The organism is Olleya sp. KKT75 (assembly GCF_055635485.1).
This window is the reverse complement of record NZ_CM145759.1, coordinates 369,862-393,331: the sequence shown is the minus strand read 5'-3', so window position 1 is coordinate 393,331 and position 23,470 is coordinate 369,862. Positions and strand designations below refer to the sequence as shown.

General features: G+C 33.2%; 13 protein-coding genes. 3 read left to right on the top strand and 10 right to left on the bottom strand.

Translation table 11 applies throughout. The annotated features are described in order from the left end of the window. Position 1 precedes the first annotated feature (1 nt). Positions 2-379, top strand: coding sequence for a VOC family protein (locus ACZ2G2_RS01755; RefSeq protein ID WP_272023920.1), 378 nt, complete (start codon positions 2-4; stop codon positions 377-379). Here the strand turns inward: ACZ2G2_RS01755 and ACZ2G2_RS01750 are convergent. The 3 genes from ACZ2G2_RS01750 to lysA form a co-directional block, all read right to left on the bottom strand. Continuing rightward, complete coding sequence (locus tag ACZ2G2_RS01750) at positions 376-774, bottom strand: response regulator (protein ID WP_090839028.1); 399 nt, start codon at positions 772-774, stop codon at positions 376-378. The two genes, ACZ2G2_RS01755 and ACZ2G2_RS01750, sit on opposite strands and share 4 nt — an antisense overlap. After that, positions 767-2,266, bottom strand: coding sequence for a sensor histidine kinase (locus tag ACZ2G2_RS01745; protein WP_470393682.1), 1,500 nt, complete (start codon positions 2,264-2,266; stop codon positions 767-769). The genes ACZ2G2_RS01750 and ACZ2G2_RS01745 overlap by 8 nt, the downstream gene beginning before the upstream one ends. A 275-nt stretch (positions 2,267-2,541) precedes the next feature. Continuing rightward, on the bottom strand, positions 2,542-3,750 hold the full coding sequence (lysA, locus tag ACZ2G2_RS01740) for a diaminopimelate decarboxylase (RefSeq protein WP_090839501.1): 1,209 nt from the start codon (positions 3,748-3,750) through the stop codon (positions 2,542-2,544). A 199-nt stretch (positions 3,751-3,949) separates the two neighbouring features. On the opposite strand from lysA, the gene sucC reads away from it, so the two are divergent. Continuing rightward, positions 3,950-5,140 carry an ADP-forming succinate--CoA ligase subunit beta gene (gene sucC / locus ACZ2G2_RS01735; protein ID WP_090839032.1) on the top strand — a complete coding sequence of 397 codons (1,191 nt, stop codon included), beginning with the start codon at positions 3,950-3,952 and terminating at the stop codon, positions 5,138-5,140. A gap of 36 nt (positions 5,141-5,176) precedes the next feature. Here the strand turns inward: sucC and ACZ2G2_RS01730 are convergent, their stop codons facing one another. Continuing rightward, positions 5,177-5,497 carry a DUF1456 family protein gene (locus ACZ2G2_RS01730; RefSeq protein WP_470393681.1) on the bottom strand — a complete coding sequence of 107 codons (321 nt, stop codon included), beginning with the start codon at positions 5,495-5,497 and terminating at the stop codon, positions 5,177-5,179. Between the two features lie 475 nt (positions 5,498-5,972). Here ACZ2G2_RS01730 and ACZ2G2_RS01725 point away from each other — a divergent pair, with 475 nt between their 5' ends. Then, positions 5,973-6,374 (top strand): hypothetical protein, encoded by a 402-nt coding sequence (locus ACZ2G2_RS01725; RefSeq protein ID WP_101203082.1) that lies wholly within the window; start codon positions 5,973-5,975, stop codon positions 6,372-6,374. On the opposite strand, the gene uvrB is transcribed toward ACZ2G2_RS01725, so the two are convergent. The 6 genes from uvrB to ACZ2G2_RS01695 all read right to left on the bottom strand — a co-directional run bounded on the left by uvrB (position 6,371) and on the right by ACZ2G2_RS01695 (position 23,436). Further along, positions 6,371-8,374, bottom strand: a complete 2,004-nt coding sequence (gene uvrB, locus ACZ2G2_RS01720; protein WP_470393680.1) for an excinuclease ABC subunit UvrB — start codon at positions 8,372-8,374, stop codon at positions 6,371-6,373. The genes ACZ2G2_RS01725 and uvrB overlap by 4 nt on opposite strands. Before the next feature lie 55 nt (positions 8,375-8,429). Further along, positions 8,430-10,760 (bottom strand): choice-of-anchor L domain-containing protein, encoded by a 2,331-nt coding sequence (locus ACZ2G2_RS01715; RefSeq protein ID WP_470393678.1) that lies wholly within the window; start codon positions 10,758-10,760, stop codon positions 8,430-8,432. 61 nt (positions 10,761-10,821) lie between these two features. Beyond that, the gene (locus ACZ2G2_RS01710; protein WP_470393676.1) at positions 10,822-15,639 is read right to left on the bottom strand and encodes a choice-of-anchor L domain-containing protein; all 4,818 of its coding nucleotides are present in this window, start codon (positions 15,637-15,639) and stop codon (positions 10,822-10,824) included. A gap of 123 nt (positions 15,640-15,762) precedes the next feature. Next, positions 15,763-17,601 carry a T9SS type B sorting domain-containing protein gene (locus tag ACZ2G2_RS01705; RefSeq protein WP_470393675.1) on the bottom strand — a complete coding sequence of 613 codons (1,839 nt, stop codon included), beginning with the start codon at positions 17,599-17,601 and terminating at the stop codon, positions 15,763-15,765. Positions 17,602-17,633: 32 nt separating this feature from the next. Further along, the gene (locus tag ACZ2G2_RS01700) at positions 17,634-20,087 is read right to left on the bottom strand and encodes a T9SS type B sorting domain-containing protein (protein ID WP_470393673.1); all 2,454 of its coding nucleotides are present in this window, start codon (positions 20,085-20,087) and stop codon (positions 17,634-17,636) included. A 1-nt stretch (position 20,088) separates the two neighbouring features. Continuing rightward, positions 20,089-23,436 (bottom strand): T9SS type B sorting domain-containing protein, encoded by a 3,348-nt coding sequence (locus ACZ2G2_RS01695; RefSeq protein WP_470393671.1) that lies wholly within the window; start codon positions 23,434-23,436, stop codon positions 20,089-20,091. Between the last annotated feature and the right edge of the window lie 34 nt (positions 23,437-23,470).

The following is a 23,470-nucleotide window of genomic DNA, read 5'->3' as shown; positions in this document are numbered from 1 at the left end:
CATGAATAGACCAACATTACATCAAATTCATCCCGTTTTACCGGTACAGAATGTGTTAGCTGCCTTATTTTTTTATACTCAAAAACTTGGGTTTGAAATCGCTTTTGCGGACGATCCAAAAGATCCAAAATACGCAGGTATTAAACGTGACCATGTAGAGATTCATTTACAATGGCGAGACGATAAGGATTGGGATTTTAATGTAGACAGACCAATGCTTCGTATTGTAACGCAATATGTAGATAGTTTGTATGAAGAACTAAAGGATAAAGAGGTGTTTCATCCAGAAACAGCTGTAGTGAATACAGATTGGCAAACTAGAGAGTTTGCGTTTTACGATTTATATAAAAATGGATTAACCTTTTATCAAAATATTTAAAGACATTTACGTTTTATTTCTTGTAAACTTTGATTATTAAGCGGTTTGCTAATATAACCGTTAACTAATGTATTAGTTGTTGCTTTTCTAATATCTAGATTGTCCACAGAAGAGCTTGTTATAAAAATGGGAATGTCTTTATTAAAATTACTAATTTTAAATGCTTCTAAAAACTCCCAACCATCCATGATAGGCATATTTATGTCTAATAGGATTACATCAGGCAAATTGTCTTTTTTATTTTGCATAGTAATTAGCCCATCTAATGCTTCTTTTCCATTTTTAAATACAAGTTGATTGTCCGAAAAATTATTTATTTTCAATAGTTTTCGGACAGCAAAAGTGTAAATAGGATCATCGTCGATGATACAAATTAAGTCTAACGAATTATTCATAATTAAAATAGATTATAAATTTAGTACCTTCTCCTACAGTACTTTCCACTTCCACTGTTCCGCCCAGTGCTTCAATCTGATTTTTTACAATAAATAGCCCAAGTCCTCTTGCTTCTTTATGTTTATGAAACACGTTATACATTCCAAATAGTTTGGTGCTATGCTTTTCTAAATCAATACCTAAACCGTTATCAGTGATAGAATACATAACATGAGATTCTGTTTGTAAGGCTTCAATTTCTATTTTAGGGTTTACACCAGGTCTTTTATATTTAATAGCATTGGTTAATAGATTTATAATAATGCTATCTAAATAAGCAGGTATGGCTTTAATTGTAATGTTTTTATCTACAGTAATGTCTAAGTCGACTTGGTTTGCGATTATAACACCATTAATAGTGCTTAGTGCATTATTGGTATACTGCAGTATATTTAGGGGTTCTAGTTTGTTGTTGTCTAAAGAGTTATATATAGCAACATCATTCAAGTTTTGAATGGTTTCGTTTAGATTTTCAACAGCTTGCTCGATTAATGGAAAATATTCGTTAGTAATAACTTCAGGATATTCTTCTTTCTTTAATTTTAAAAGCATGTCTAAATTACCACCATGTGATCTTAAATTATGAGATACAATGTGGGCAAAATTTAATAATCTTTCGTTTTGCTTAGAGCTAACCGTTAATAGGTCCGTTATTTTGTTTTTTCCTTTTTTAATTTCTGAGATATCATTAATATTCGCAATAAAATGTTTTGGTTTTCTATCGCTATCCCTTACTATTGTCAGTGACAAAATACAATGTACGCTAGAGCCATTTTTATGTAAATAACGTTTTTCAATTTGATAATTATCTAATTGGTCAGAAAGCATTAGTTTTAATTCTTTTTGTCCTTTTTTTTGATCGTCTAAATGGGTATGTTCTTTAAAGTGAGTGTTTAAAAACTCCTGTTCTGTGTAGCCTAACAGTTTGCATATACCATGATTTACTTTTAACCATTGGCCTTCTAGACTTAGTAATGCCATACCAGTTAGAGAATAGTCAAAAAGCGATCTAAACTGTTTCTCTTTTATAACGGTTTTTTTTGTTTCTAAAGTTTTTTCTGTAATGTCTTGAAATATCCCTCTAATTCCGGTGCAAATATTATTTTCCCATTTAGGATGTCCTATTGCTCTGACCCATTTTTCGTTTCCTTTAGCTGTAACAATTATAAATTCGTCATCAAATTGTTGTCCAGTTTCTAATGCAGCTTGAAATAGAAGCGTTATTTTTTCGCGATGAGAGCCTTCCTTATAAAAAAAGATAGCTTGACTAACCTCTGGAGTATAATCTGCTGCTACTTCATGAATTGTTTTTGTGAAAGAGCTCCATTTTAAAGTATTAGAAGTTACATCAAGGTCCCAAGAGCCAATAGCTAATGAGTCTTCAATTGTAGATAAAAAATCTTTATCATGGATTTCGTCTGATAATATAGTAGGGGACGTATCAGTAGACATGTTTAAGGGATTAGGGATAATATTTTAAAAATTTAACAGTAATTGGCGGGGAAACACCATTAACTGCGAAACTAATACTTTTTTTAGATTAAAAGCATTTTTATCGGTTAAAAAACACTGTATTAGGCTTTTAAAAGCCTTTTTTTAACACTTCACCGATTATTGTTGAAAATAATTATTATTAAATTTAGTTATAGTGCTCTGTAAATTAGTCTTTTATGTTAAAAAGCCATTTCTGTTTAGAAATGGCTTTTTTTTACTTAATTGATCAAGTATTACTTTAAATCAATCTCTATTTGATTATGTAATATGTCTTCAAAAGTTTCTCTTTTTCTTATTAAATGGGCTTCGCCATTATAAACTAATACTTCAGCAGGCCTGCAACGCGAATTGTAATTACTAGCCATAGAGTAGCAGTAGGCTCCAGCGTTACTAAAAGCTAAAATGTCACCTTCATTTATTTCTGAAATACGTTTATTATTGGCAAACGTATCTGTTTCGCAGATGTAACCTACAACACTGTAAAAGCGTTCGCGACCTTCTGGATTTGAAATATTTCTAATACCGTGTTGAGACCCATAAAGCATTGGTCTGATTAGGTGATTAAAACCACTATCTACTTGAGCAAAAACAGTTGATGTTGTTTGTTTTACAACATTAACGTTAACTAAAAATTGACCAGCCTCACTGACTAAAAATTTTCCTGGTTCAAAAGCCAAGGTTAAAGGTTTACCATATTCTTCGCAAAAATCATTAAACCTTTTGCTTAGCTTTTCGCCAAACTCCTCAATATTTGTTTCAATATCTCCAGCGCTGTAGGGTACTTTAAATCCAGATCCAAAATCTATAAATTCTAGACTTTTAAAGTTTTTAGCAGTTTCAAATAGTATTTCACTTGCGTACAAAAACACATCAATATCTAAAATATCACTTCCAGTATGCATATGGATACCGTTAATATTCATTTTTGTGTTTTCTACAATTCGTAATATATGTGGTATTTGATGTATGGATATTCCAAACTTACTATCTATATGTCCCACAGATATATTAGTGTTTCCACCTGCCATCACATGCGGATTTATTCTAATACATACAGGTGTTTTAGGATGCTTAGTTCCAAATTGTTCTAAAATGGATAGATTATCAATATTAATTTGGCAACCTAATTCTGCAACCGTTTCTATTTCCTGTAAAGAGACACCATTAGGGGTAAATATGATATTTTCTGCATCAAAACCAGCAGCAAGTCCTAATTGTACTTCCTGTAAAGACACAGTGTCCAAACCAGAACCTAGCTGTTTCATTAACTTTAAAACCGAAATATTTGATAATGCTTTAACAGCATAATTAATTTTTACTTGGTCTACGGATTTAAAAGCAGACGTCAAACGTTGGTATTGTGACGTGATAATGTCTGCGTCGTAAATGTATACAGGACTCCCAAAGTCCGCTGCTATATCTAGTAATTGGCTGTTTTGCATCATGTAATTTTTAGTCAAAGATATTTTTTTAAAGACATTAAAAAATTAAATTATAATAATATTACACATTTAAAACAAATTGTTAATTATTTAACAATTTATAAATTCTTCATTTTGTTAACTTTTTTCATAATTAAATATTAGGGTAAGTAAATGTGATTATTTACTTTTGTTATTCTAAAATTTTACTCTAAACAAGATGAATTTACACGAATATCAAGGAAAAGAATTATTAAGCAGCTTTGGCGTACGTATCCAACGTGGTATTGTAGCACAAAATGCTGAGGAAGCGGTTGCTGCAGCTAAAAAATTAACTGAAGATACTGGAACAGGATGGCACGTTGTTAAAGCGCAAGTTCATGCTGGTGGACGTGGTAAAGGTGGTGGAGTTAAGTTGGCTAAAAACTTAGACGCAGTTAAAACTATCGCTGGAGAAATTATAGGAATGGATTTGGTAACACCTCAAACTTCAGCAGAAGGTAAGCGTGTGCACCAAGTATTAATATGTGAAGACGTATACTATCCTGGAGATTCTGAGCCAGAAGAATATTATATGTCTGTATTATTAAATAGAGGTAATGGACGTAACATGATTATGTATTCTACAGAAGGTGGAATGGATATTGAAACTGTTGCTGAAGAAACACCACATTTAATTTTTACTGAAGAAATTGATCCTGCAACAGGAATCTTACCTTTTCAAGCACGTAAAATTGCTTTTAACTTAGGTTTATCAGGAGCAGCTTTTAAAGACATGACTAAATTTGTAACAGCATTATATACTGCTTACGATAAGTCAGACTCTTCATTATTTGAAATCAACCCAGTTTTAAAAACTAGTGATGATAAAATAATGGCAGTTGATGCTAAAGTAACAATTGACGATAACGCTTTATTTAGACATAAAGATTTAGCAGCAATGCGCGATTTACGTGAAGAAAATGCTATTGAAGTAGAAGCAGGAGAACAAGGACTTAACTATGTAGACCTTGACGGAAACGTGGGTTGTATGGTAAATGGTGCTGGTTTAGCTATGGCAACTATGGATTTAATTAAGCAAGCAGGTGGAGAGCCAGCTAACTTTTTAGATGTTGGTGGTACTGCAGATGCAGCAAGAGTAGAAATTGCTTTCGAACTTATTTTAAGAGATCCAGCTGTTAAAGCAATTTTAATTAACATTTTTGGTGGTATCGTTCGTTGTGATCGTGTTGCTCAAGGTGTAATTGATGCTTACAAAAACATGGGTAACATTAGTGTACCAATTATTGTACGTTTACAGGGTACTAATGCAGATATCGCTAAAAAATTAATTGACGATTCTGGATTAGATGTAATGAGTGCTACAGAATTCCAAGAAGCAGCAGATAAAGTACAAGCAGTATTAGCTTAATACTTTAATGTATATAATAAAAAAAAGAGCAACTATTTAGTTGCTCTTTTTTTGTGACTTATTGTACGTTTTATTTAAGTCTATTTTTTTAGGTTTCGCTTTCGCGGAATCATCGACAGATGGTTTCTCACCTTTTTTAGGCATTGGTCCTCTTAAGTGAATCACTAAGCCATTTAAAAAGTTACGTAAAATCTGATCTCCACATTCTACATAGTTAGGATGATCTTCTCTTCTAAAAAGCGCATTTAACTCTGATTTGGTAATCCTGAAATCTACTAAAGCTAAGATATCTACAATATCAGTATCTCTAAACTTATGAGCTACTCTTAGTTTTTTTAAAATATCGTTGTTTGTCATTATTTAAATTTAAAGTGTAAAAGTACAAACTTGTAAAGTTATAAGACCTAATTTACGTTTAATTTTGCTTTTACAAAATAATTAGACTTCTAAATACATACTTTGTATGTTTTAGACTTTACCGTTTTTAATAGTAATAGAATATCACTTTTATAATCAAATAGTCCGTTTCTAGCGTTTTGTGATTTAGTGGTCAATAGCGCTATGTTTTATTATTCGATTTTAAAGTAGAAAATATGTAGTGTAAAAGCTAACTTATTTTTTAACAGCAGATTGCGCCTTTTTAGTGAGGCTATAAAGCGTAGAAAAATAAGATTAAAATCTCACTAGTTTCTTTTTTAATAAATCTATTTAGGATAGAGGCAGCTAAAATAGCGTTGTATAACGCTCATTTTTTCGATAAGCGACTAATTTTCAACGATTATAAATTAGGTTTTATTCCTAACTTTATAAAGTATTATTTATCCCCAGAGTTATGCCTAAAAGAGTAGAGAAATTAAGCCTATTATCAGAGATGATCGCTTTTGCAAAAAGTGATGACAGATTAAAAATGGTAGAGTATACCTTTTTATTGTCAGTAGCGCAGCAATTAGATGTTTCAAGAGAAGATTTTGACTATTTAATTAACCATCCCGTAAATCGTAGACCACTTAAATCTCATAGCGAACGTATAGTACAATTCCATAGAATGGTATTGCTGATGCATGTGGATCAAGAACGTACCAAATCAGAATTAGCTAAGTTGTACAATTATGGACTTAGAATGGGATTAAGTCACGACTCCATAACTAGAGTGTTGTATTTAATGGAAGGTTTTCCTGATATGATGGTCCCTGCGGAGGTTTTGATAGATATTTTTAAGGTACAGTATAATTAGACTTTCAAGTCTTCTAATTTACCCTGATACATTTTTATTTCGTCACGCAGTTTAGCCGCAATAATAAAGTCTAATGCTTTAGCAGCAGCTTCCATTGTTTTACGTTTTTCTCTAATTTTCTTTTCTAATTCACCTTTAGACAGATACTCGCTTTCAGGTTCTGCAGCTCTTGCAGCCTCTAATTCATAACTATAAGTACTTACAGAGTTTTTTCCTAATGCACTGTCTAAACTTTTATTTAAAGCTTTTGGAGCTTGGTTATTAGCGGTATTGTAAGCTATTTGTTTTTCACGTCTGTACTCAGTTTCATCAATAGTTTTTTGCATACTTTTAGTAATCTTATCAGCATACATAATTGCTTTTCCGTTTAGGTTACGTGCAGCACGACCTACTGTTTGAGTTAATGATCTTGCCGAACGTAGAAAACCTTCTTTATCCGCATCCAAAATAGCTACCAAAGAGACTTCAGGTAAATCTAAACCTTCACGAAGTAAGTTTACACCAACCAATACATCATAAATACCTTTACGTAAATCTTGCATGATTTGAACACGCTCTAAAGTATCTACATCACTGTGTATATAATTTACACGGATATTAATTCGGCTTAAATATTTAGTCAACTCTTCTGCCATACGCTTGGTTAACGTTGTTACCAAAGTACGTTCGTCTTTTTCTATGCGTTGTTGGATTTCTTCAATTAAATCATCAATTTGATTTAGACTAGGTCTTACTTCAATAATAGGATCTAATAAACCTGTAGGACGTATTACTTGTTCTACATAAATACCATCCGTTTTTTGTAATTCGTAGTCAGCAGGGGTTGCACTAACATAAACCACTTGGTTTTGTAAGGCTTCAAACTCTTCAAATTTTAACGGTCTGTTGTCCATGGCAGCAGGTAATCTAAAACCATAATCTACTAAGTTTTCTTTTCTGCTTCGGTCACCACCATACATGGCATGCACTTGGGATATGGTCACGTGACTCTCATCCACAACCATTAAATAGTCATCTGGAAAATAGTCTAACAAACAGAATGGTCTAGTTCCTGGATCACGACCATCAAGGTAACGCGAGTAATTTTCGATTCCAGAACAATACCCTAATTCGCGTATCATTTCTAAATCAAATTCCGTACGTTCCTTTAGACGTTTTGCTTCTAAATGTTTACCAATTTCTTTAAAATAATCATATTGTTTTACTAAATCGTCTTGGATAGATTTTATAGCATTTTGCAGAATGTCTGGAGAGGTTACAAACATATTTGCAGGATAGATTGTTAGTCTATCATACTTTTCTACAATTTCGTTGGTTTGAATATTAAAAGATTCGATTTCTTCAATTTCATCTCCAAAAAAGTGTACTCTAAACGCATCATCCGCATAACTAGGAAAAATATCTACTGTATCTCCTTTTATTCTGAAATTACCATGTTTAAAATCGGCTTCCGTACGTGAATACAAACTTTGTACTAGTTGATGTAGTAATTTAGTACGGGAAATTTGTTGATCAACCTCAATAGAAATTACATTTTTCTGAAACTCGACAGGATTTCCAATACCATACAAACAAGACACAGACGCGATAACAATAACATCACGACGACCTGACAATAGGGAAGAGGTTGTGCTTAAACGCATTTTCTCGATCTCTTCGTTTATAGATAAATCTTTTTCTATATAAACTCCTGAGGTTGGTATGTAAGCTTCCGGTTGGTAGTAGTCATAGTAAGACACAAAATATTCAACCGCATTCTCTGGAAAAAACTGTTTAAATTCAGAATACAATTGTGCAGCCAATGTTTTGTTGTGAGCCAATACCAGCGTTGGTCTTTGGGTCTCCTCAATAACATTAGCGACTGTAAAAGTTTTACCAGAACCAGTAACACCTAATAAGGTTTGGTACTTGTCTTTATTGTCCAAACCAGTCACTAATTGCTTAATAGCTGAAGGCTGATCACCGGTAGGTTTAAAGTCTGAATGTATTTTGAATTTCATATGACAAAATTACAGAATAATACGCAGTTATTTCTTTAAAGGAAGGTTAAAGGTTTTAGCGCTTTAAAGTAAAATGGCCTTTTACAACAACACCATCTTTAAGTTGTAATTGATACCAATAGTCACTTGTAGGCAAGGGGTGGCCATTTAGAGTACCATCCCAACCTTGAGCTTCAGGAGTTATTACATAAAGCAGCTTGCCATAACGGTCAAATATTTTAATGTCTAAATTGGCGTTAAAATCTGGAGTTATACCTACAGGTTTCCAATATTGGTTATAAATGTCTCCATTTGGTGTGAAATATTTTGGAAAACCTAAGATAGCAATAGTTTGCTGTGTCAATCCGCATCCATTAGATTCTTGTACATAAACAGTATGTATTCCGGCAGGGATATTTAAAAATTGATTAGAATTTTGAAAACTAACGTTGTCTAAACTATATTCAAAACTGCCCGTATTACTTAGGTTTACAGTAATAGTATTGTTAGTTGTTTGTTCTGAAACGTCAATGTTTTCTATAATTGGCACTTGAGCGTTAGTTACAGTAATATCTCTTGTGTTTGAGCAACCATTTGGATTTGAAATTACAACAGTATACGTCCCCGTTTGGTTGACGTTAATTGAAGCTGTATTAAGATTAATGTCTACTCCGTTTAGTAACCATTGATAGTTGTAATTGCTAGGTGCGTCATTTAAAACACCCCCTTCTAAAGTGATGTTTTCAGGGTAATTATCCGGACAATAGCTTATGTTTTCATTAGCTAATATCATAGGTGTATTTAAAACATCTAATTGGACTTCGGTTAGCGCATAGCAATCGTTAGTGTCTGTTTTTACACGTACAATAATGGTTTGCGTGTCTTGTTGTGTGTTTTCAAAATTAATTGGCAACGGATTGCTTTCCGCGAAAGCGTTATCTAGAGTACTATAAAAAGTTATTGTCGCATTAGTTGGTACTTCTGTTTGTATTTGTGTAACAATAGTGTTTAAATTGAATGTAGAGTAACCATCAATAACAGTATCATCACAAGTTTCAACCGTATATGTTGGTAGTGTGTTGTTAGCAGTGCTTAATGTTATTTCTGATAATGTTGTACAGCTAGACTGATTACTTGTGATAACTGCAAAAATGATTTGATTTGTAGTCGTATTTTGATAGTTGTCAGGATTAGTAATGGTATTAATTTGCTGTTCTGCATCTGTTTGAGACGTGTAATAACCATCTATAGACAAGCTGTTATCCCCATTTGTTATTGCAATATTGGCTTCTAGTAAATTAAAATAGGTAATGCCATCAGGATCTAAATCACATTGTAAAAGCGTGGTGTTAGATACGTTTAAGGGGGCTTGCTGCTCTATAATAAGCTGACCGTAACTTATGCATCCGTTTTCTAAAGTAACTTCGACATTATACACGCCAGACTCTTGAGCGATTAGTGTTGCATTATTTTCTGAGGTTAATAGTATGTTGTCTTTAAACCAAGCGTAAGTATTATTTCCTGACTGAAACGCATCTAATGTTACAGAACTATTAGGGCATAATGCGTTATTAGTATCACTTAATAAGTTAGGGCCCAAATCTGTGGTTAGCTCAAAGCTACCGGCTTCTAAAAAAACTGCCGAATCATATCTGTAATTCTGTTCGTCAGCGATCACTAATTTAACCTGATAGGTCGTGTTAGGCGTTGTGATAGCATTTGCGGATAGTACTTTTGTTTGACCATTAAAATTAATTGGAGAGGTGGTATTATTCCAACTTCCAAAGTAAAATTGATTTTCGGCAGGACAACCACCAGGTATTGCAGGATGTACAGTGGTTACTTTTACAGGTGTTTGTGTTTCTGGTACTAACGCGATATTTTGATAGTCTAATTGTCCGCTTTCGCGAATTAAAAAACCAAATAAATCCGAATATTGACACGTGTTAGAATTACCTTCTTGATACTCTTCTGAAGCAAAAATATAGTTGAAGCTAATTTGCGTGGTCGTTGCAGTAAACTGAAACTCTATAACGGTAGCATTAGTAGTATTATTCTCGTTTAAAGCGGTTTCTAAATCAGAATCACCTAACCAATTTGTGGCATTATCATCACTTAAAGTTGTGTTAGGACCGTTTACATTATTAAGACGTCCTGTACTTAATACAATCCCACTTTGAAAAGGAAACGTTGTACCCGAAGCATCAAAATATCCATAGCTTTTATCTGTAGTTCCAAAATTACCACCGATAATATTAGTGACTTGTACATTGGTAATACAATTACTATCTATTAAAATATCCTCTATTAATTGCTGTGCAGAATACGTTTGAGAATCTGTGACAACATTTTGTGCAGACACAAAAGCTGTAGACAACATTAGAATAAAAATAATTACTTTTTGCATACCTGTTTTTAGTGGTAAGCAAAGGTAATGAGAATGTCTTTTCTAATAAAGAGAATAACTGTTAAAGCCTTAATGAAAAATGACCTTTGACCTGAAACTCAATAGCTCCCTTTTTTACGTCTGCCACAAACCAATAGTCATTTGCAGGCATTAAATTACCGTTATATCTTCCATTCCAACCTTGAGAGTTGTGGGTTAGTGTTTTTAGTAACTTACCATAACGGTCGTAAATGTTTACTATCGTACCAGAAAGTTGATTAACTCCTGTTATATGCCAAGTATCAAAATATCCATCGCCATTTGGTGTTACAAATTTAGGAGCGTCAATAATTACAATCTCTTTTGTGGTGGAGTTACATCCGTTTAAGTCTATTACCGTAATGTTATGCGGACCTAGTGGCACGTTGTTAAAAAAGTTAGATTCTTGTGGTTCTTCATTATCAAATTGATACAAGTAATCCCCAATTCCTGAAATTTCTACGGTCACATTGTTAGGGTCAGAAAAGTCTACGGTTTCTGTAAAATCAATAGTCGCAGCTTCAGACTCTGATACTGTAAATGTTGTTGAGGTTGTACAACCTGATGCTGTTGTTACTGTTACGGAATAGGTTCCTGTTGTTGTTACTTCAATATAGCTATTAGTATTGTTAGTTGACCAAGAATAGGTATCTGTTGGCACATTAGTTTCTGCAGATACTAATAAAGGTAAATTGTCTAAACAAAGTACTTGGTTTGGAATGTCTAGTTCTGGTTTTCTGTTAACTATTGTAGAGAAACTTGAAGTATTATAGCAACCAACAGCGTTATTTTGTATTCTTACAAAATATGATGTATTATTCTCAGAGTCTACATTAAGATCACTAATCGCATTAGTATTATTGTCAGCATCATTTTGAGAGGTAAAATAAGATACTGTAAAATTAGTTGCGCTTTGACTACCTAAAACAATATTAGTTTGTTGGCTTAAATCAAACATGGCAAACGTATCATAATCATCGTCACAAGTTTCTAAGTCTTGTAAATTTCCAATAGTAGGTGTTGGGGTTGCAGTTAAAATAAATGAACCAATATTATAACACGGGCTACTAGTATAATTTGCTCTGATAAATAAGGTTTGATTACCAATAGTATAATTGTAATTAGTATCTAATTGATTTTGTTCCGTTTCTGCATCGATTTGCGAGGTGTAATATCTCGCATCAATTGGTTGTGCTGTGTCAACTAATTCTGGTGTGATGTCATTTAAGTTACAAATTAATGAAGCGTTTTCACAGATGTCTACTGTCACATTTGGTGTAATAATTGGAGGTATGTCTACAATTAATTCTAAAGGAATTTCAGCATAACAATTAGAAATGGTATTTAATACTCTAATAAATACGATTTGTGGATTTACAGTATTAGCAAAATTTGTTGGGTTACTTATTGGATTAATGCCTTGTTCTAAATCTTCCGAGGACATAAAGTAAGCCACCTCAGTATTATCTTGTCTTATGGAAAGGACTTCAATTTCTGAAAGTGTTAAGTCAAAGACAGAAAGTCCATCTGTATTATCATCACAAACATGCAACGCACTAGCGCTATTAGTTAAAGGGACTGCAATAACATCAAATTCAAAGCTGACAATACCTTTACAAAAAGTTCCGTTATCTACCGTTACAAAAACCTCTTGTGGGTTTACTGTTGTTGTAAAACTATCAGGTAGTGGATTGATTTGTGCTTCTGCATCTTCTAAAGTTAAGTGATAAGTAACACTTAAAGATTCTGGAGACCCTTGTGTTATTTGGGTTGTTATTTCTGTTAAATCGAAAGTACTAAAGCCATCATTACTAACATCGTCACAAACATATACATCGGTTGGTGCATTATAGATTGGATTTGATCCCACTTCTATTTGAAACGAAGCGGTGCCATAACAATCAACATCTGTTACATTTTGAACACGAACATATATAGTTTGAGGATTACTTGTGTTTTCATAAATAGCATCTTTATCTATTGGATTATCTCCTGAGTCAGCATCAGCTTGAGAAGTAAAATAAAGTACATCTTTACCTAATTGACCATTTAATATTTCTGAATCTTTATCGGAAAAAAGGAATTCGCCAATTTGATTACCATCCGTTTCACAACTAATTAAAGTGCTAATATTAGTAAATACGGGTAATGTGTTGACGTAAATTATAAAGTTTTCTACAGAAAAACAGCCTGTAGTTGTGTTTTCTATTCTGCAAAATACTATTTGTGTATTGGCATCGTAGTTAGTAGGATTAGTTATTGGGTTAGTATTATTATTTGCATCTGATTGAGAACTGTGAAACGTAAACGTTCTGTTAGTTGTATCAGTAACCATTAACGGGATTCTTGAAGTTAAATCAATAATTGTAAATCCATCTTGATCAGTATCACAAATAGTAATGTTTTCTGGGTTAGCGCTTTCTGGTGCAGGTAATACTTGAATTGTCAAAGCTGAGGTTGCAGCACAACCATTTTGATTTTGTACACGTGCATAAACCGTTACAGGATTAGTTGTATTGCTATAAAATGGTGGTAATGGGTTATTATTTGCATCGGCGTCTGCTTGTGTTTCAAAATACGAAGTAGCACCATCTGTTATCCCTGTAGTGACATAATCATTAAAAGAAAATAAATCTATACTTGTAAAACCATCGCTATTATTGTCACAGTAGTTTTGTGTAGTTAATGCCTGAATTTCGATACCATCATTTATAATTAATTGAATTGAAGAATTGTGTGAACACGAATCGCTATTTAATGCAATAAATAAGGTGTGAGGGGCATCATTTACAACATACTCTACATTCTGATTTATAGCATTGATGTTAGCAATTAAGTCTTCTTCAGTTTCATAAAAATCTAATGTTACATTTTCTAAACCGTTAATTATGGCAATTGCCACTTGACGCAAATTAAAGTCTACAATACCGTCGTTTGGTACGACATCACACTCATAATAATCTGTGATTTGTGTCGCAGATTCTAATAAAAAGGTGTGTAATTCTAATGGAACTACAGAGGCACATCCTGTTGTATCATCTTCTACACGTATGTAAACCGTTTGAATAAATTCTTGAGAGTTTGGAAAGTTAGTAGGATTAGTAATTGCATTTGTTGCGCTAAAAGCATCCTCTGGAGTTTCGTGATAAGTTACAGTAACGCCTGTAATACCTTGTAAAACATCGTTAATATTAGTGGTTAAATCAAACGTGTCGTAACCCGTTCCTGCTTGCTCACAAGCATCTAATAATTGGCGGTCTGGATTTATTGCGGGATTAAAATTTATCTGTACATCCAAAGTTGTTGTTGTACTGCAACCTGTTGTCATGTCCAAAACACTAACAAATAGTGTTTCTGCATTACTAGCAGGGACATAAGGCGAGTCAATAGTGTTCTGTATATTTTGAGCATCCGTAAGATTGTAGTGGTAATTTACAGTGTAATTAGAATTAGCATTAGTTATTTCTTCATCCTTCACAGTTAAATTTACTCCAGAACTTCCGTTAGAACACACTTGTAAAAGTGTTGGGTCCGTTATGGTCAAAAAGGGATGTAATATTAAATCAAAAGCATCGATATAAACACAACCGCTAGCTGTGTTTTCTGCTCTGTAATATATGATTTGCTCAGGGTTAGAACTTACAAAAGTTGAAATTGCATTAGTGTTATCTTCAGCTTGTAATTGTGTAGTATGAAATGTTGTAGTGTACGTTGCATTTGGTAATGCTGATTCTATTTCTGAAACTTTCGGTGTTAAATCAAAAGTTGCTTGACCATCATTTGAAGCGTCATCACAAATTTCAATATCTGTTATTGTTGGTCCATCTTGGATAGTGTTAAGTGCTATGGTAACTGCATCTTCAAAAGTACAGGTGTCCATGTTTAAAGGTACTGTAATTTCTACTTTATAATTCCCGTCTGTAGTTACTAATAGTGTGCTATTAGTTTGTCCAGTGATTATTGTATCGTTTAAAGACCAAACATAAGTAGCATCAGGATTATTTGTGTTAGCATTTAAGGTTACAGAAGCATCACATGTATTTATATCTTCTCCAAGATTAACACTATCCGTAAAGCTATTACCTTCAATAAATACAGCAGAATCAAAATTACGGTCGGTTTGATCCGCAATAACTAATTTAATATGGTATTGTACATTAGGTGTAATACTTGCCGAAGCACTTAATACTGCGGTACGACCATTAAAATTAGTGTCTCCTACATTATAACCTTCAAAATATTGACTGTTTTCTTCTGGGCAAAAACCAACTATTTCATCATGTATTGTATTTGTATTTACAGGTGTATTTGTACCTGGAACAATTGCTATATTTTGATATGGATTACCACTACCAGCTTCGCGAATAAGAAATGCAAATCCGTCAGAGTATAAACAAGGGTATTCAGCAAAATACTCTTCAGATGCTAGTATGTAATTAAATTGTACGGTACTAGAACTTGATATAAAATCAAAATCAATAGAAGTTGCATTTAATGTATTTGTTATGCCTAAAGCTGCTTCTAAATCTGGATCTGTGGACCAATTTGTTGAGCCTTCATTTAAAGGGTTTGTATTTAGGGTATTACCTCCAGAATTTGCTTGTCCGGTAGATAACACGATTCCATTTTCAAAAGGGAAGTCAGAACTAGCGCTTTCAAAATAACCAAAGCTAGAAAAACCATCTACGGTTCCGTTTATGGTAGAAGTAATATTTGTAACTTCTACGCAGCCTTGTACTAAATTGTTTTCCACCAATTGTTGGGCAGAAAAAGAGTCGTTAATAGATACTTGCTGAGCATAACCAACCGTGGTTAGTAAGCCGATAATAGCAATAATCGGGTGTTTTAGGTTAAGTTTCATCTGTTTTTCGGTTTTGGGAACCACGATAAACGTCGTATTTCATCGTTTAAAGTACAAAATTAGACTATTTATCGATTAAATACAAATTATATCGATTAAAAGTTTTAACTAAATTATTGTCTTTTAATAGTTTACGTAAACCCAGCCTGTTTTTGTAGGATAATTCGGGTCTTTGAGGTGAAGAACATAAAAATAAGTACCGACGGGAACGGTTTTTCCATGGTTAGTTAACCCTTGATTTATTTGACCATACCATTTGGTATTATCATTTCCTTTAAAAACTAAAGTACCATAACGATTGTAGATTAAAAGGTCGTGATTTTCAAATATGGAATACAAACCTTGAATATTAAAATAATCGTTTATTGAATCTTGATTAGGAGAAAATCCTTGAGGTATGTAAGGTGGACAGTTTTGGGTTACTAACTGAAACGTGTATATGTCAAAGCATTGGTCTGTTTCTGCTTTTATAAAAATGTTTTGCGGTGTAGTATTAGCTATGTAGTTATTTGGATTGGTAATAGCGGTGTTACTTGTTATATCATCAAGCGTTTTGTAAAACAGAAAATTAGAATATTGACTTTGATTGATTTGTGATAACGCTTGCGTTAAATCAAAAATGGCACTATTATAACCTTGATTACATTCTAAAAGAGAATCTATAATAATAGTTTCTGGAAATGCTATTAATGTTATGGCCTGATTAGTTGTATTATTTTCCTCGTTAGTTTCAGTTATTATCCCTTCGTTGTTTCCGTTGTTATCTATTGCAAGTTGGATATTAAAATTATCCGGAACGTTATCCGGAATTTGGATTGTAATTTGACTGGTTTCATTACCATCAATTGGTATGTCATTAGTAGTTTGACTTTGTGCGACTAATAGGGTGTCAATAAAAAAAGCAATTGGCGTGTTAGCCGGTAATATATCTGTACTATTAGTGTTAAAAACAGTGTAGTCTATAGTGACTAATCTACTTGCACAACTAACATTATAGGTATTGACCATTATGGTAGCATCGGGTAATTGACTATTTAGTACTGTAATTATATTATTTATAATTATTAAATCAGCTCTAAAGATTCCGTTAGTGTCCGTTGCTCCAGTTGTTAGGTTAATTGTTACTTCGGTATCGCCAATTTGAATATTGTTTTCAATGTTATAAACGTCTAAATCGACGTTATAAAAATCAGTAGCATTAGTAAAACTATTGGTGCCATTAAAGGCATTATCTGCTAAATTTAGTGGAGGATTAGATAAGGTGTTTCCGTTAATAGATAGGGATTCTCCATAATTTAAAGCATTATCGCCTTCCCAAGCTAAAAAACCTATTTTAGCATTATTATTGTCCAAAACGTTTATGTTTTCTAGGACTATTGTTTTGTCTTGTACGTCTCCATTTATAATTTCTAAACCTAAAAAAAGATTGATTTGATTTAAAGGCAGCGTATCGTCTTGGTATATCACGTATAAACTCCAACCAGCATAATTTGTTCTGTTTTCGCAGTATCCAGGTGTGTTGGCTAATACATCAGTAATGTCTAAGTCGGAAAATACGTAAGTTCCATCACCTTCTGTAATAATTTGACCGGTAACATCGGCGTAACTAGCAAAATAAGTTAGTTGATTGGTTGTTCCAGCATTATAGTTTACAGTGTACGTGTCCTCTGCGACTATGGTAGTTGTATTTAATGTAACCGTGGTATCTCCCGGTCCAGAACCAGACCAAAATAAATAGGCAGCGGTAATGCTAGTATTTGTGGGTAAGTTTAAGGTTGCTTGAGAGGAGGGAAGGATCTCGCAAAAACTTTGTGATAAGTTGTTTTCTGCTTGATTTAAAGTGTTCCCAATGGCGGTGTAATCATATCTACCATTAAATTGTTGAAATAGTGTAATATCTTGCGCATGTGCTTGTTTAAAGCAAAGTAGTAAACATAAAAAAGCAAAATACAATTGTTTCATTGGTACTTGGGGTTCCTTAAAAATACAACATATTATCGTTTTAAAGTAAAGTGGTTTTTATAAACTCGACCATCTTCTAGCTTAACAATAAACCAATAATCATTTGTTGGCATTTGTAAGCCATTAAAAGTACCGTCCCAACCTGTGTTTAATGCAGTAAATTCTTTTAATAGTTTTCCATATCTATCAAAAATTTGAATGGTTGAATTTGGCTGAACCTGATTGGAGGCACCATAAATTTGCCAAAAATCATTTTCGCCATCATTATTAGGTGTAAAAAATAAAGGAAAGCCAATTACGGATAGTTGTTGGTTAACAGTCCCACAATCGTTTTTTATATCTTTAACATTAACGGTATAAAATCCTGGAGAGATATTATTAAATACATTACTGTCTTGGAAGCCTGTGCTTTCTCCTAAAAAATCTATAAGTTCAAATTCATAGTCACCTTCTCCAGAGGTTAGCACCGTGACTTGGTTTTCATCTATAGTGCTATCAACAACCAAAATATCATTAATAGTTGCAATGTTAGAAGGGTTTACGGTTATAGTTTTGACCTTGGAGCACCCTAAGCTATTAGTGACTGTAACAGTATAACTATCAATAGTATTAACATCTATACTAGTTGTTGTTTCGCTTGTATTCCAACTATAGGTATAATTATTTAAAATATCATCAGTATTTCCTGCAGTTAAGTTTATAGTTTCAGGATAGTTATTTAAACAATAAAACAATGTTTGATCGTCTTCAATTTGAGGTAATGGTATGATGGTTAAAGTTACTTCGTTTATCCCGTAACAAGCATTGTTGTCTTCAACTCTAACGTAAATAGTTTGATTATACGGCACTGTATTAGTGTAGTTATTTGATAGTTGGTTTTGTTCTAAAAGCGCATCGTTATAATTTTCGTAATAGTTAATGTTTAAATCTGCAGGGAGACCAATTAATATATCTATGGAAAAATCGCTTAAATTAAAGGTGTTTAAACCATCTTCAGAATCTGCGTCGTCACAAACAGAAGCTGCATCATAATTACTAATTGATGTTGTGCTGACTTCTAAAGTTAAAGTCGCAGTTGCAAAACAGTTGGTGTTTGGGTTAGTTACAACAGCGGTAATAGTTTGCGGATTGCTAATGTTGCTATACCCTAAACTATTTATGGCATTTGTTTGGCTTAAAGCCGAAATTGCATCTGGGTAAAAAACAATGTTTCTATCAGTAAATCCTGCTGTTAGGTCATCAAATGCTTCGTCTAAATTAAAAATTGTAAACCCATCAATTGAACCATCTTCATCACATTGAAACAGAGCACTGTCATTGGTAATTATAGCTTCATTTACTATTAAATTTAATGCTATTGTAGATACACAACCTGGATTTGATACGTTTTCTACTCTAACAAAAACAGTCTGTACATCGGGAGTCGTATTATAATAGTTATCCGCTAAAACATTTGTGTTATTAGATGCATCTATAGTTGTTGGATGGTATGAAAAAGTAAAATCAGAAGTATTTGCACCGCCAATTTCAGTGTTTTTATTAGGTAAATAAAAAAAAGATTGACCATTGGTATTGCTACCGTCCGAAGCGTCATCGCAAACTTGATAATCTGAAGGTGCATTTATTGCGGGACCAGTGCCTATGATTAATTCAAACGGAACAATAGTATAGCAATTAGTTATTGTATTGGTTAATCTGCTATAGATGGTTTGTGGATTAGTCAAGTTGGTATATGGACTTAGTAATGCGTTTGTATTTATATTGGCATCACTTTCTGTTTCGTGATAGGTAATCGTTACATTATTTTGACCACCTATAATTGTAGGTGTGTTTTCTTCTAAATTAAATGATGTAATACCGTCATCAAACGGACTTGTTAGGTCACAGTTTTCAATTGCAATTTGATTAGCGTTAAAAGCAGCGCTAGTTGGTGGTTCTGAAAATTGTGCAGTTCCAGTCCAATCAATACTAAATGGACTGTTACCAACAGGTCTATCTATGACAATATAATAAGAGTCTCCTGCGCTAACATTAATGGCGCTTACAAAACTATTACCATCTACTCCAGGACCTTCCGCTGTATCTGAAGCTGTAGCGCTTAATCCTGTTAAGTTATTGCCTTGATTGGCTGCTTGTGGGTTGGTGGTGGAGCATCTTATTGCTTGACCTATATTACCACAGGACACGTTTGGTCCAAAAATAAAAAAATCATAATCTTCTGTTATAGCATTACTGTCTGGTGTAAGTGTAAATGCTAAAGTTCCACTATTTACTGTGGTTACTTTTAGCCATATACTATTGGTTTCTTGACTAGAGCAAATATTGCTTCCTGATAATTCTTGTGTACCAATACCGTTAACATCTAAGCTAACGTTAGAGTTTCCACACACCGTGATGGCATCAATACAATCTGTTGGTTGTTGCGAGTATCCAAAAGAGTAGATAAATAAACAAACAAGAAATAGGGTTTTATTAAGTGATTTCAAATTATCTTTTTAAAGTAAAGTGGTTTTTGTAAAGCCTTCCGTCTTGAAGTTTTACAGTAAACCAATAGTCATTTGTTGGTAAAGGTAGACCATTAAAAGTACCATCCCAACCTTTGCTATTAGGTGTAAATTGTTTTAGTAATTTACCATATCTATCAAAAATTTGAATGACAGAATTAGGTTGAAATTGACTTGAAACGCCATAGACTTGCCAATAATCGTTTTGACCATCGTTGTTTGGCGTAAAGAAAAGCGGAAAGCCTACTACAGAAAATAGTTGGTCAATTGTTCCGCAGTTATTTTTTATATCTTTTACGTTTACTGAATAAATTCCAGGTTTAACATTACTGAATATATTACTAGATTGAAAGCCTGACGATAGGTTTTCGGCATCTATTAATTCAAAAGTATAATCACCTTCTCCTGATGCAATAATAGTAACAACGTTATTGGTTATGTTACCATCAATGACCTCAATATTTTCAATGGTTGCTATGTTTGAAGCTTCTACTATAATCGTTTTTGTTTTTTCGCATCCTTCTGCGGTACTTGCTGTTACGGTGTATGTTCCTGCAGCATTTATTTCAATTGTTGCTGTAGTTTCATTTGTAGACCAATTATAACTATAGCTATTGTTGGTTGGGTTTGAAGCTGATAATTCTATAGTCTCAGGAAATTCATTTAAACAATAAAAAACAGTTTCGTCTTCAGACAATTCAGGTAACGGGTTAATGGTTAATAAGACTTCATTAATACCGTAACAAGCATTATTGTTTTCTGCTCTGGCGTAAATAACTTGACTGTATGGTGTTGTATTGGTATATGTAATTGGTAGTGAATTAATTTCAATTAAAGCATCGTTATATGTTTCGTAGTAATTAATTGTAAGATCATTAGGAAGCCCATTTAATATTTCGGTTGAAAAGACGTCTAAATTAAACGTGTTAATACCATCTTCTGATTCTAGCTCATCACATACAGGTGGCGCTATAAAGTTATTAGTTTGTGTGACGCTAACATCTAAAGTTAATGTGGCAATAGACTTGCAATTAGTAGTGTTGTCTGTCACTACGGTATAAACTGTTTGAGGACTTGAGTTGTTATTGTAAGCGCTTCCGTCTATGGCATTAGTTTCTGCTATAGCATCGGACATATTATTATAAAAAGCTGTTGAGGTATTTGAAATGTTGTTGGTAATTTCAGGTATGCTTTCGTTAAGATTAAAGGTGGTTAATCCATCTGCAATACCATCTTGATCACATTGAAAAAGTATTACATCCAATGCAATAGGGACAGGATTGATTGTAATTTCAAAACTTCCTGTATTAAAACAGGTTGGATTGTCAATATTTTCTAGTCTAACAAAAAGCGTTTGATTTACTGGTGTTGTATTATAATAATTGTTTGGCAGAGGGTTACTATTTATATCGGCATCTGCCTGAGAAATATGATACGAAATAGCATATGTTAATACGCTTTGATTGTTATATACCTGATCATTAAAATCTGCTAAATTTAGTGTGGTTTGACCATTGCTGTCGTCTCCATCAGTCATATCGTCACAAGCGGTGTAGTCTTGTAAACTATTAATTATTGGTGTGTTAAAAACAGAAATAGTAAAACTTGTAGTATCGTAACAATTAGGATTATTAATATTAGAAATTCTCGCAAATATAGTTTCTTGAGGATTTGTGTTACTATATGGGCTCATTAGTGCGTTTTGATCTAAATCTGCATCTAATTGTGATGCGTAATACTGCACATCATAAAATCCTAAATTTTGATTATCTATAATAGCGTCGTTTTGAGAGGATAGATTGAATATTGCTATTAAATCATTATCATTATCATATTCACAAATAATTATATCATCAGGTTGTGTAGCCACCGGGATATCAAAATATGTAACAATAGCTTGACCTTCTTTTTTGTCGCAATCAATATTATTTATTTCTATTAAAACCTCATAATTACCATTTTCTGAAATTAACAGTTCATTTACAATCGTGGGTGTTGGTATTTCTATTCCGTCTACGGTCCATGTGTAAACTGCTCCTGGGATATCTTCTGCAATTAAGGTGTAGTTATCACCTGTGCATAGTGGTAAATCAATACTATTTGAAGCATCTGTTGGTATTATATCTATTTTTTCAGAGAAAAAAGAGGCTATAAAAGGCGGTAAACCTTGTCTAGAGCTTCGTCCATTTAAATCTATGGCTTGATGTTGGTAGTTTGGTGCGATGACACTATTAGGGTTATTTATAACACTTAAATAAGGTGTTCCTTGGTCATAAGTAGCACTCAAAGAGCGATATATTTTAAGATCGGGACCTAACTGTAATGCACTTCTGTACATAACTCTTTGGTCTAAAACTTGCTCTGTAAGACTTATGTTAGGTGCTGTTAAATTATACTGAAGTAATGCACCATATTGTGCGCTTGGGTTGGTGAAATCTTCTGACAGTGTTTCAAAATAAGTCGAAACATATAATATTTGATTATTAGGAGAAAACTCTACTCCGTATGGGGATTGAGGTTTGTTGGTCGGTGAGAATTGGGTATTAATTTGTTGTGGATTACTAACTATTCCCGTTGCCTTATCAAAATCAAAAAGGTAAAGCCCATCCGCAACATTAGCACAAGCTAATTTAGTACCATCAGGGGAAAACTTAAGATAACCTCTTCTTTCTGAAATAGTAAATGGTAAAGTAGAAACAACAGGAGTTAAATTTACGCCCGATGCAGCACTGACTTCAAAAGCATAAAATGTATTGTTATTATTGTCAACAGCATTTGCGTTTGTACGTGCATCATCATCAGCATAGGTAACAACCCATATGTTTTGAGATTGACAATCTTTTAATATGGCGCTTAATTTTTCTGAAGCTTTATTAAGTAAAAATTGATTTTTTAAGGTCACCGCGCCTAAACCGCCATTTAAGGACATATCTACAACAGAGTAGTTGAAACCATTGTCAGGATTAGATTGGAAATTTGTATCCTGAGTAAAAATATAAAAAATAGTCGTTGATTCCGGTTTTGGTACTATTATAGCAGATTGTGTGCTTGATTGATTTCCAAATAAACCTGTTCCATTTGGCATAATTGTATGCTGACTGGTATATACATTTTCACCGTTAGTATAAAACAACAAATTGCCATCACTATCTGATATACTAGTACAGCCTTCCTCTGTAACTAATAATCCATCAGTTAATGCTGACACAGCATTGGTATTTGTATTAAAATTTATTCCTGCATTATTTCCAAAATACCAGTTTGAAGCTTCATTTTGGGCTACAATGGTGTAACAAAAAAACAGGGAAAGGATTAATATTATATTCTTCATATTTTATAGCGCTTGGTAGTAAAGATATTATAAA